Genomic DNA, 12,437 nt, shown 5'->3' with positions numbered 1-12,437 from the left:
TCGCTCTATTGCTGCTGCGCGGTCGCGACATTCGCCTGCTCGCCGGGAAGCGGCCGGACGGTTGCCGGCATTCCGAGCCGCAGCGCGTTATCGGGATCGTCCACGAAGACCCTGACTTCATAGACGAGGCTTGTGCGCAGCTCTTCCGTCTGCACCGATTTCGGCGTGAACTCGGCAACCGAGGAGATGAAGCCGATCCACCCGGGGATCGCCCGTCCCGGCAGCGAATCGACGCTGACGTTAGCCTTCATACCGGGACGAAGCATTCCAAGCTGGGTTTCCGAGACATAGGCGCGCACCCATTTCGGGCTGATCGTCGCAAGCGAGAATGCCGCTCGCGTAGGCGAGGCCATCTCGCCGGGCTCGATCAGTCTGGACTGCACAATCGCATCGACCGGCGCTTTCAGCTCGGCATCGGCAAGCTGCTGGTGCAGGAGCGCGACATTGGCTTCCGATGCATGCAGCTGCGCTTCCGCTTCCTGAATGTCCTCGACGCGGGAACCGACGACAAGCAGATCGAGCGCCTTCTGATTGGCGACGACCTTGGCGTCGGCAACGGCTGCGGCAGAGCGCGCCTCGTCCAAAGCCTGTTGGCTGACGGCGGCCTTGGGAGCAAGCGCGTTCTGGCGCTCGAACTGGGCGCGGGCATTGACCGCTTCCGCCTTGGCGGATTCGAGATTGGCACGGGACTGGGCGATCTCCTCGGGACGATTGCCGTTTTTGAGGCGCTCGAGATTGGCACGCTGGCTCGCAGCCTGAGCCTCGGCCTGGGCGACCTGGGGCTGAAGACGGCTCGTATCCAGCCTGGCGACGACCTGGCCTTTCTTGACTTGCGCGCCCTCTTCGACAAGGACTTCGGCGACACGTTCGCTGCCGTTGAAGGCGAGGGTAAGTTGCCGGAAGTCGATGTTTCCATAGAGAACAAGCTCCTTCGAGCCGTCATCCCGATGGAAATACCACCAGGCTCCGCCCGCGGCGGCGATCAACAGGAGCAAGATGATGATGACACGCTGCATGCTGTATTTGAACTCCAAAGAGATGCCAGCTTTGATGAAACGAACGGTGACACATATCGATCCGCGGGACGATTATAACACTTGTAAAATTCAAATTTCAAATTAATATTTGAATTAGTGGAAAGCGAAAGCAATGGCTAGAGGCATAAGACGAACGGCGAGATCTCGAGATCGGCAGGACGGGGCTGCCACGCGGATAAGCCTGCTTGAGGCGGGCGGAGCCGTTTTCGCCGAATTCGGCTTCGATCGCGCGACTGCAAAGGAAATCGCCTTGCGTGCGGGGACGAATGCGGCGGCGGTCAACTATCATTTCGGCGGCATAGAGGCCTTGTACGAAGATGTCCTTGCCGAGGCGCATCACCGCCTGATGAGCTACGATGTGCTTGCCAGCACGGTGAGCGCGGACATCGAGCCGAAGGAAAAGCTGCGCCGATTTATCGGGTTGCTGGTCAAAGTCGTCCGAACCGGCAATGAGCACTCATGGCCGGCCAAGGTGATCGTCCGCGAACTGATTGCGCCGACGCCGCACATCGACAAACTGCGGCGCGAGGAAATCGAGCCTAAGAAAGCCTTGCTGTTCGGCGTCATTGCCCAGATCATCGGCGTGGCGCCGGACCATCCGCTCGTTGCTCAGGCGGCGCTTTCGACAATGGCGCCGTGCTTCATGCTGCTGGTGGCCGAAAAGCGCGTGTCCGAGATCATTCCGGCGCTTGGACGGGAAACGACCACGGATGAGGAGCTGGCGGACCGGCTCTTTCGCTTTACGCTTGGTGGGCTTGCCCAACTCTCCCTGCCAGTACAGGCGGCGGGATCACCGGAACAGCCGAGCTGATCCATGGCAAACCGCGCCTTGGGGGATCGCTTCAGCCTTCGAAACCGAAACGTTCGACATCGAAGTCGTCGCCATCGTAAGCTCCGGCCTGGGCCTCCGCCATATCATCGTGCATCGGAATGGGCTCGCTGACGAGGCTCGGGAGCGTCATGTCGACTGCCATGCCCGGCGGTTGCAAGGCCCAGGCGACGATGGCACCGGTCGACATGGCTCCGACGCCGCCGGATACGTCCTGCACGGCAGAGCTCGGCAGCCGCTCCATTGGCTGCATCTTTGCCATAGCGCTATCGGCCGTATTCTTCGCATTATCCGAAACTACGAGCTTTCCGGCGTCGTTGCGTCCCACGATCAGGCTGGCGAACACAGCAGGAGGGGCGGGTCTCTCCGGTGCGGCCGTCGGGACAACGACGATGCTGCTGGTTGGCCGCCAAGCCGGCAGCGGAACGGCATAGGCCGCAAGATCGGCAAAGGGCTGGCTCTTGTTCTCTTCGGTCACTCGCTTACCGAGCTGAAGCTCCAGCCCGGTCAGGGCCCGGCTCCTGGGCGTCGGCAGCATGCTGGTGAGAAGGCTGCGGTCGGGCGTGTCATTGCGCGGCGCTATCGATGACCCGGCGTCGTCATCGTCATCCATGACGGCTGCGATCCTGCTGCTCATTTGAGATGGCCGCTTTTTGGATTGTGCGACCGCCACATCGTAGCCCGGCAGCGGTCTGCCGTCTGCCGGCACATGAAGCGTCTGCCCATTCGGGAAAAGCCGCGCGAGTTCCTGGCGCGACATTCTCGGCCAGGCCCGCACCCTGCCGACATCGAGATGCACGAAGGGCGAGCCGGAATTGGGATAAAAACCCACGCCGCCGATCTGCATCTGCATGGCGATCGCGCGCAGGCTCGCAAGCTTCACGCCGGGAATGTAAAAATCCATCGCCTTGCCGAGCGTATGCTGGCTGTGTTTGGCAACGCCGGAGCTGCGCGAGCGGTTGCGCAGCATGCTGTTGGTCGAAGGAGAGCGGTAGGCCGAGACGACGTGAATGGCCTCGTTGGCTCCGCTGCGGCGATAGACTTCCCAGACGAGATCGAGCAATTCCGGATCGATCCTGGTCGGCTCGTTCTTTCGCCAGTCGCGTAAGAAACGATTGATTTGAGCAAGGCCCCGCGGGTCATATTTGCCGCCGCGTTTGAAGACGATGGTCGCTCTTTCCCCCGTATGGGTGAAGAAGAGCTTGAGTGCCCGATCCTCGGCCGCCGCGGTGCCGGCAAAAGCACCGAGCACCAGCATTGCGATCAGCGCCACCCGGCAAGCGACGAATGAGAAAGTCGTGGCGAAAACCGTCGCCGGAATGGAAAAGATCACGTGATGCACGGATACGACTTTCGCCTTGCTAAGAGAAACAGAAATCAGAGGCGCCGCGTCTGCGGCATCGCTATACCCTCCAATTATGGTCAACAAATCCCTAACGGACCGTTTATAGGCGGAAACGGCAAAATTTTGTCCGTTCGAGCGCATTGATGAGGCGGCGGAAGTCACCTCCAGCCCTGGCGACCCTTATTCCGGAAAGCTTCAGCTGTGCCGTTGCAATTTTGTGAGGGCATCAACCAGTGCCTGTAAGGCGCCGTCTTTCGAAAGATGGGGAAACCCGGCTTTGCAAACGTTTTCGCGTGGGTTGCAAACTGCCGGCCAAGACAGCATCATCCCGCCCCATGAGTGGACAGAATCGATTTGCTCCCCCTTCAAGCGGGCAGCAAACAATCAGACGTAGCGACCTGTTGCGGCAGCTTCGGCGGGCCGGACTGCGCCGTTTGACGACCATTGTCGCACCTGCCGGGTATGGCAAGACCTCGCTTGCCGTCCAATGGTACGAGTTGTTGAAGGAGGATGGTGTCAAGCTCTGCTGGGTGTCGCTCGATGCCGAACATACCAATCAGGAAGCCTTTCTGCTCGCGTTGATCGATGCCCTGCAGACGCTGCTTCATGAGGATGGCGCGGACGCCGGCAACCTGCCTGCGGCGGCATTGCTTTCGGTGCTGGCGACGCGCCTGCGCAAGATCGAGGGGCCACTCGTCGCCTTTCTCGACGACTATCATTTCGCTCAGACGGATGCGACCGAGGCGCTGATGGCGAAGATCCTCGCGGACCTCTCGCTCGAACATGTCAAGCTGGTGCTGGTCAGCCGCAGCCCGCCGCGCTTTCCGCTCTCCGCATTGCGGTTGCGTGGTGAGTTCAAACAGTTCGGTGTTGCCGAGCTTGGCTTTACCGATGCCGAAGCGGGAGAGCTTTTCGCCGGTAAGGGCACTCATCTGACAGAGGAACAGGTGGGTTCCTTCAATCGCCGGACCGAAGGCTGGGCGGTCGCGCTGCAGATGGTGAGTCTGCTCGTATCGGAATCGGAGGAGAGCGACAGCATTCTGGCTTCGTTCGATGGCGGCGGTGCTGACATGGGCTCTTACCTGTCGGAGCAGGTGTTCGCACATCTGCCTGAAGACATACGTGAGTTTCTCATCGGCACGGCCGCCCTTCCGGCCTTCAATCATTCGTTGCTTGAAGCCGTGCTGGAAAGCAGAGAGCAGGCGGATCTCAGCGAGAGGCTGGCTGACTATGCGCTTCCGGTCACATTGCTGGCAGGCCCCGGCAACTGGATGCGGTTTCATCCGGTCTTCAACGAGTTCCTGAAGAAGACCGCCAGCCGCAGGGGTATCGATGCCAATCTTGCACTCAATCGTGCAGCCCACTGGTTTGAGGCGCAGGGCGACATAGATCGGGCCGTGCATCATGCGCTTGCGGCGGGCGACGCCAATCTTGCCGCGCGCATCGTCGAAACAGCTGGCGGCTGGCGGCGTGTCTATGCCACCACCCGCGGCGGCGCGACGCTCTTTCAGGCCTTGAGCGGACGCGCCTCGGAAATCGATCTCGTCCGCTTTCCGCTTGCAACACTTGGGCTCTCGATCTTCAACGCCAAGGCGGCGCAGCTTGCTGCGGCCAATCATTATCTTGTCATCGCCGAACGGGCCGCTGCTGCAGACCCGACCTTGGCAAAGGACCTGCGCGTCGTGCGCATCCTTCTGGCACTTTATACGGATCACTGGGCGACGGCGGCCGATCTTTCCGCACTTGAAGATGATTTGCGGCAGCCGGATGGAATGGAGCTCATTCATCGGGCGCTGGCCCTTAACATGCTTTCCTACAATTTCCTGATCCGCAGCGAGCTCGACCGGGCGTTGCACTACGGGCATCTGGCCATTCGAGCCTTTCGCGACGGCGGCGCCGATTTCGGCGCCATGCACCTTTATACCCATATCGGCCAGGCCTTCTTTCTCTCCGGCGATTGTGCGAGCGCTCTGTCGGCCTACGAAGAGCTGATCTGCGAAGCGCAGACCAATATCGGTCCGGGCAGCGATCTCGATGCCGTCGGCCAGGTGTTGAAGGCCGAGGTTCTGTCGATGCGCGGCGAGGCGGAGCCAGCGGCAGAGATGCTCGGATGGGCGCTGCCTCACCTTGAGCTTCATGATACCTGGTTTGATCTTCTGGCTGCGGGCTTCATGGCCGAGCAACGGATCCTGCGCATGCGCGAGGATTTGCTTTCCGCCCATGCAGCGATGGATCGCATTCGCGCCGTGGCACGGCGGCGCGGCTTCGATCGGCTGACGCGATTGATTGACGGCGAGCGTGCCATGCTGCTCATGGCATCGGGCGATCTCGATCAGGCAATCCGGCATGCCGAGGCCAACGGCTTCGGCATGCAGGCAATCGTTTCAGACCGCGCCAATGCGCTGGCCATCCATCTGCGCGGAGCCACGCCGGCGATCTTCTGGACACGCGCCTACCTGGCTCTTGGCGAGAAGGCCAAGGCGCGCGAGGTCTTTGATCAGTTCAGGATGGGTCAGTCGCAACGTCCGCATGTCCCGCGCGCGATCGAGCTTGCTCTCATCGAAATAGGGATCCTTCTTGCGGAAGGCCGCGCGGATCTCGCCGCCGCCAGCCTTTCCGATCTCGTGTTGACGACCCCCCTCGACGACTACCGGGCGCTGCTTCATCTCGATCACTCCGCGGGACTGGGCGAGCTTCGCGCACTCGCCAATCATCCAACTATCGCAAACGTTCCTCGAAAGCGTCTCCAGTCTCTGCTCATGAGTGGTGAGACGGTGCACGAACCTGCCGCCGATGATGGCGGCTATGCCTTCACCGGCCGGGAACGCATGGTGTTGGAGCTGTTGAGTTCTGGGCTTTCCAATAAGGAAATCGGCCGGAATCTGGCCTTGTCCGACAATACGATCAAGTTTCACCTGCGCAATATCTTTGCCAAGCTCAATGTCTCGACGCGGACTGCGGCCGTGACGGCAGCGCGTCAAAAGGGCATGCTCGATCGCTAACCTACCCGTTCGGGTGGGTTTTGAGGCGCCCGCCCACCCATCGGGAAGGCTATCGACGGACGAAAAAACACCTAATCTGCACGCGTGCGAATATAATAATGAGGGGAAGATTCGTGATCGTCGTCGATCCGGTGACGCAAGAGATTATCGAGGGCAAGCTGGCAGCCACCGTCGACGAGATGGGCCTGGTCATGGCCAGGACCTCGATGAGCCCGGTGATCTATGAAGTGCTTGATTTCGCCTGCGGTCTCCTCACCCGTGACGGTGAACTCGTGGCGCAGATGAACGGCATCACCCTGTTCACCGGCACCTTCGGCACGCAGGTCAAATCGCTGATCGCGCTCTACGGCGATGATCTGGAAGATGGCGACATCCTGCTTACGAACGATCCCTATTCCGGCGGCACGCATGCCTGCGATTTCGCCATCGTCAAGCCGATCTTCTTCGGTGGCCGGATATTGGCCTATGCCATCAATGTCGCCCATTATCTCGATGTCGGTGGCTCGGTTCCAGGTTCTCTTGCGCCGAACGCCACCTCCGTCTTCCAAGAGGGACTGAGGCTGCCGGGCGTCAAAGTGGTGCGCAGCGATCGCTTCTCGGGCGAAGTCCTGCGCATCATCCGCGAGAATGTCCGTCTGCCGGAAGTCGCGATCGGCGACCTCACGGCTCAGGTGGCGACCGTCCGTGTTGCTGCGCGCCGGATGGGCGAGCTTGCGCACAAATATGGCACCGATGTCGTCGAAGCCGCGTTTAATCACCTCCTGTCGGTCAGCGAGAAGCAGGCGCGCGCCGCCATAACCGCATTGCCGGACGGGATCTATGAGGCGGAAGATATCATTGACGGCGATGGCGTCACTACCGATCCTATTTCGGTCAAGGTTGCCGTCACGATTTCCGGAGATCGCCTGACGGCGGATTTCACCGGTTGCCCGCCAGCCGTCGCAGGCCCGATCAATTGTGCGGCGGGCGCGCTGCAGTCGGCGGTGCGCACCATCTTCAAGGCGCTGGTCGCACCACAGGCACCCTCCAATGAGGGCTGGTTCCGGCCGCTCTCCGTCATTGCGCCGAAGGGTTCGGTTTTCACCGCCGAGAAGCCTTCTCCGACGGGCTGGTATTATGAGGGTTCGGTGCATGCTTCCGAACTCGTCTGGAAGGCCCTTGCAAAGCTTATGCCCGAGCGCTTTTCCGCCGGTTCCTATACAAGCCTCTGCGTCCTCTATGTTTCCGGCAAGGACGAGGCGGGGCAGCCATTCATCCATATCGAGCCGCAACACGGCGGCTGGGGCGCGAGCAGGGACGGCGATGGCGCCAATGCGCTGATCGCGCTAACCGATGGCGATACCTACAATTACTCCGTCGAGGTCATCGAAGCGCGCTTTCCCTTGCTCGTTCGCCGTTATGGGCTGAACGTGGAAGGGGGATCGGGTGCGGGCCGCCGTCGCGGAGGTTTCGGTGTCATTCGCGATTATGAAATCCTCGGAGACGGTGCTTCCGCCTATTGCAGCTTTGGGCGGACCGACACGCCTCCTTGGGGAATAGAAGGTGGTAAATCCGGCAGCATCAATCTTCTGCAGCTGCAAGAGAGCGGCGGAAAGGTCCGAAATTTCGGCCGCGAACCGCATATCGAGCTGAAGCGCGGCGATCTCGTGCGGATCATTACAGGCGGCGGCGGTGGCTGGGGTGACCCGCGTGCTCGCGAACGGGAACAGGTCCGCCGCGATGTCGAAGATGGCTATATCACCAGCGAGATGGCGCGCAGCCTCTATGCATATGAAGAGGGTATGGCGTCATGATCAGACTGGCTACGGATGTAGGCGGTACCTTTACGGACCTCGTCGGTTATGATGAGCGCACGGGCGAGATCTTTACCGCCAAGAGCCTGACGACCGTTCACGACCAATCCGAAGGTGTACTTGCGGCAATCGAGCTTGCTGAGAAGAAGGACGGGCTTTCGGCGCGCGACGTGATTTTCTTTGCGCATGGCGGGACAACCGTCATCAACGCGATTACGGAGCGAAAGGGCGTCCGCACGGCGCTCGTGACGACCGCCGGCTTTCGTGACGTCTTGGAAATCGGTCGCGGCAATCGCCCCGATCTCTACAATCTCCAGTTCAAGAGCCCGGAAGCCTTTGTGCCGCGCAGCCTGCGCTTCGAGGTGCGCGAACGCATGGATGCCAAAGGCCGGGTGCTGACGCCCATCGAGCTTGGCGATATCGAGCCGATCGTCCGTGAATGCCGCGCTCGCAAGGTCGAGGCGGTCGCCGTCGTCTTCCTCCACAGCTATGCCAATCCCGAGCATGAGATCGTCTGTGCCAAGGCGATCGCCGAAGCGCTGCCGGATGTCACGGTTTGCGCCAGCCACGAGGTTTCCCGTCAATGGCGGGAATATGAGCGTTCCAATACGGCCGTGCTTAACGCTTATGTGCAGCCGATCATCAAGCGCTATTTTGCGCGGCTTGAAAGCGCGCTGACCGAGCGTGATCTCACCTGCCCCTATTATGCCATGCAGTCGAACGGCGGCATCTCCACATTCGATCAGGCGCAGACGAGCCCGCTGACATTGGTCGAATCCGGGCCGGCCGGCGGTGTGGCGGGTGCCGCGCGTATCGGCACTGTGCTTGGCGAATCCGAAGTGCTGTCGCTCGACGTCGGTGGCACGACGGCGAAATGCTCGCTGATCCACGATAGCCGCCCGACGCTTGACAGCGAATACAAGCTCGAGCACACCCGCATCGCACCCGGCTATCCGGTGCAGGTGCCGGTGGTCGATATCGTCGAAATCGGTGCCGGCGGCGGCTCGATTGCCCGCATCGATGAGCGCGGAGCGCTCTGCGTCGGCCCGGAAAGTGCTGGCTCGACACCCGGGCCTGCCTGCTATGGCCGTGGCGGCGACAAGCCGACGCTATCCGATGCTTTGCTGACGCTTGGCATCTTCGATCCGGCAAGCTTCGCGGGCGGCCAGATGCAGCTCGATAAGTCCAAGGCTGCGGCGGCAATCGCGACGGTTGCCAAGCCGATGGAGCTATCGGTCGAGGATGCGGCGCTCGCGATCGTCGAGATCGCGCATGCGTCGATGATCAACGCGTTGAAGCTGGTAACCGTCCAGCGCGGACACGATCCGCGCGATGCCGCTTTCGTCATTTCCGGGGGCGCAGGGCCGGCGCTTGCCGCCCGCCTCGGGCGCGATCTCGGCGTTAAGATGACTGTGGTGCCGCCGCATCCCGGCATCTTTTCGGCCTGGGGAATGCTGGCGGCGGAGCCACGGGCCGATTTCCGCAGCACGTGGTTCTCGCCCCTTGGTCCTGAAGCCGTCAGCAATCTGAAGCGTCGTTTCGACGAGCTGAAGCGTGAGGCAGTCAGATATTTCTCCAAAGGCGATGCGGCGGAGATACGCTACGCCTGCCGCGTCGAAGCTCGGTATCGCGGACAGGAGCACGGAGTCTTCGCCCCCTTCGAAATGGAGGACGATGCTGAAAGCTTTGCGGAACGCTTCCATGCCGCGCATGAGCGCGCCTATACCTTCTGCCTGCCCGGTTCGCCGGTCGAGATTACCATGATCCATCTGGAGGCAGTACTCCACGGCCCGGTCATCGCCATTCCGAAACTCGATGGCGCCGGCCGGTCGCTGGATGCAGCCTTCAAGGGGTGCCGCGACGTCTATTTCGGCGGAACGACCGGTTGGGTGTCCTGCCCCGTCTACGAGCGCACGCGGCTCCCGTCTTCCGAGAGGATTGCCGGCCCGCTCATCATCGAGGAGGCAACCGCGACATCGCTGGTTGTTGCCGGACAGGAACTGGAAGTGAGCGAGGAAGGCTTGCTGCTCATCCGCGAATGTGATGGGGGACGCGTCTAGTATGGCGATAGCGATCGGTCTCGACCATATCGTCAGAAATTACGGGCCGACGCGCGCCGTCGACGACGTGACGCTCGACATCAGGGCAGGGGAGTTCTTTACGCTGCTCGGTTCGTCCGGTTGCGGCAAGAGCTCTCTGCTGAAGCTGATCGGCGGCTTCGATAAGCCGACCTCGGGCCGTGTGCTTTTCGATGGAAGGGACATGGCCGATGTTCCGGCCAATCGCCGGCCGGTGAATACCGTCTTCCAGTCGCTCGGGCTCTTTCCGCATATGAATGTCGCCCAGAATATCGGCTATGGGCTGAAGCTGCGCGGGTTGTCCGGTGCCGCCCTGAAAGGCAAGGTCGATGGCGCACTGGACCTCGTCGAACTTTCGGGTTTTGCGGATCGCGACGTCAATCTTCTCTCAGGCGGCCAGCGCCAGCGCGTTGCGCTGGCTCGCGCGCTCGTCATGGAACCGGGCATTCTTCTGCTCGACGAACCTCTGACCGGGCTTGACGAGCGGTTGCGCCAGCAGATGCGCGACGAATTCGGCCGCCTTCACAAGCGTACCGGTGCGACCTTTATCCTGGTCACCCACAATCAGGACGAGGCGCTCAGCCTTTCCGATCGGATGGCTGTCATGCACAAGGGGCGGATCGAGCAGACCGACGTGCCGTCGCGCTTCTTCGAGGCACCGGCCAATGCCTTTGTTGCCCGTTTTGTCGGCATCGATACGCTCCTCAGGCCCGAAAGCATTTCGGTTTCAGGCGGCAGGGCTCTCGTTACGATTGCGGGACAGCGCATCGGTGCGAGCTTTTCCGGAGCCGCGCCTCCGTCCGATGCGCTTGTCGCAATCCGCCCGGACCGAATTGAGCTGATCCCGGCTGCCGAAGAGGCTGCCGAAATAATTGAACTTAAGGTTGTCGAAAGCATCTATCGCGGACTCAGCCATGACGTTACGCTCGCTTTCGCCGACAGCCAGCGCGTGGTGTTAACGACTAGCGCGGACGCAACTCCGCCCTTGCCGGGCGAAAGCGTGCGCGTGTGTCTGAAGCCGGGCGCTGCGCTCCTGATCGATCGTTCCGGAATACCGGCTCTGGCTGGAGGCGATGAGTAGAACCCGAATAGCTGACACAAGCGAAAAATGAGGGAAGGGAATGACACGATGAACAAGAGCAATAATCTCGTCTCCTCTGCCTTGAGGAGTAACATGCAGCGCCGTGACATGCTCAAGCTGATGGGTGCGGGTGCGGCTGCACTCACCGTCGGCGGGCTTTCTGCAACGAGTGCAATGGCCGATGATGCTTCGGTTGCATTCTGGGGTACCGCCACGCTCGATATCGGCGACAAATGGCAGGAGTTTACTCGCCAAAGTGGCGTTTCGCCTGAGTTTACCGATAACGGCAACGATGTCGGGCCGGTGGTCGCGCGCCTTGCCGCCGGCAATGCCAACGATCTCTTCGATGTCGGCGGCTTTCAGGGCGGCGCCGAGCGCGAGCTCGCCAAGCAGGGCCTGATTGCCCCCTGGGACGTCTCCAAGATCTCGAATTTCGCCGGCATCTGGCAATGGGCCAAAGATATCCCGACCTTGACCTATGAGGGCAAGCAGTACGGTATTCCCACCGTCGTCAACGCCGACTCTATCATTTATCGCCCCGACAAGCTCGGCAAAGTCGACAGCTATGGCGTCATCTTCGACCCCAAGCTCAAGGGCCGGGTCGCGATGGAAGATGCGTGGATCAACAGTGCCATCTTCACCGCCATCTATCTGAAGGAAGCCGAGAACAAGCCGATCAAGGAGCCCGGCAACCTGACGGAATCCGAGCTCGGCCTCGTCATGGAGTTCCTGATCAAGCACAAGAAGGATGGCCAGTTCCGCACTTTCTGGAACGGATGGGAACAGGGCGTGCAGCTGGTGGCGAACGAGGAAGTCGACGCTATGACCGGCTGGGAGCCGATCGTCTATGAAGGCCGCAAGCGCGGGCTGCAAGTGGAGTATGCAGCTCCCGTCGAAGGCTACGAAGGCTGGGGCAACAATACGGTACTGCTGAAGGGCGCCACGGAGCGCGGCAAGGCCGACGTCGCCCACAAGTTCGTCGATGGTCTGCTTGCCGGTCTCTACGGTTGCGAGCTCGGCAAGGCGCGCGGCTATCTCGTGCCGACCGACAACAACCTCGCCTACGCCAAGGCCCATCCGGATGAATATAGGGCCGAGGACGTTGCCAAGCTTGCCGAACATGTGAAGGCCAAGTTCTCCGGAAAGGTCTACTGGCAGAATTGCCGCCCGGACAATTTCCAACTCTACGAGGAGTGGTGGCAGAAGCTGCGCAACGCCTGATTTAACATGATGGATCGGGGCTGGCGTATCTGCCGAGGGAGAGGCCGGCCC

At 61.1% G+C, this 12,437-nt stretch carries 8 protein-coding genes; 6 read left to right on the top strand and 2 right to left on the bottom strand.

Annotated elements, in window-relative coordinates:
• Positions 1–5 precede the first annotated feature (5 nt).
• Entirely contained in the window at positions 6–1,016 is a 1,011-nt protein-coding gene (locus tag AC13QY_RS01285) for an HlyD family secretion protein (protein ID WP_488492671.1), read from the bottom strand.
• Between the two features lie 133 nt (positions 1,017–1,149).
• Between AC13QY_RS01285 and AC13QY_RS01280 the strand changes: the two genes are divergently transcribed.
• Entirely contained in the window at positions 1,150–1,848 is a 699-nt protein-coding gene (locus AC13QY_RS01280; RefSeq protein WP_488492670.1) for a TetR/AcrR family transcriptional regulator, read from the top strand.
• A 31-nt stretch (positions 1,849–1,879) separates the two neighbouring features.
• Here the strand turns inward: AC13QY_RS01280 and AC13QY_RS01275 are convergent, their stop codons facing one another.
• Positions 1,880–3,208 (bottom strand): peptidoglycan L,D-endopeptidase MepK, encoded by a 1,329-nt coding sequence (locus AC13QY_RS01275; RefSeq protein ID WP_488492669.1) that lies wholly within the window; start codon positions 3,206–3,208, stop codon positions 1,880–1,882.
• A gap of 437 nt (positions 3,209–3,645) precedes the next feature.
• On the opposite strand from AC13QY_RS01275, the gene AC13QY_RS01270 reads away from it, so the two are divergent.
• The 5 genes from AC13QY_RS01270 (at position 3,646) to AC13QY_RS01250 (ending at position 12,386) form a co-directional block, all read left to right on the top strand.
• Complete coding sequence (locus AC13QY_RS01270) at positions 3,646–6,213, top strand: winged helix-turn-helix domain-containing protein (RefSeq protein ID WP_233788561.1); 2,568 nt, start codon at positions 3,646–3,648, stop codon at positions 6,211–6,213.
• Between the two features lie 98 nt (positions 6,214–6,311).
• Positions 6,312–8,006 (top strand): hydantoinase B/oxoprolinase family protein, encoded by a 1,695-nt coding sequence (locus AC13QY_RS01265; protein ID WP_152095388.1) that lies wholly within the window; start codon positions 6,312–6,314, stop codon positions 8,004–8,006.
• The gene (locus tag AC13QY_RS01260; RefSeq protein WP_488492668.1) at positions 8,003–10,066 is read left to right on the top strand and encodes a hydantoinase/oxoprolinase family protein; all 2,064 of its coding nucleotides are present in this window, start codon (positions 8,003–8,005) and stop codon (positions 10,064–10,066) included. Before AC13QY_RS01265 ends, AC13QY_RS01260 begins: the two co-directional genes overlap by 4 nt.
• A gap of 1 nt (position 10,067) precedes the next feature.
• Entirely contained in the window at positions 10,068–11,165 is a 1,098-nt protein-coding gene (locus AC13QY_RS01255) for an ABC transporter ATP-binding protein (RefSeq protein ID WP_145319242.1), read from the top strand.
• Between the two features lie 48 nt (positions 11,166–11,213).
• Positions 11,214–12,386 (top strand): ABC transporter substrate-binding protein, encoded by a 1,173-nt coding sequence (locus AC13QY_RS01250; protein ID WP_269244833.1) that lies wholly within the window; start codon positions 11,214–11,216, stop codon positions 12,384–12,386.
• Positions 12,387–12,437: the final 51 nt, after the last annotated feature.

This window comes from Martinezella sp. CNPSo 3795 (genome assembly GCF_057784475.1).
Note: the sequence above shows the minus strand (reverse complement) of the source record. Positions and strands in the feature narration are given on the sequence as shown.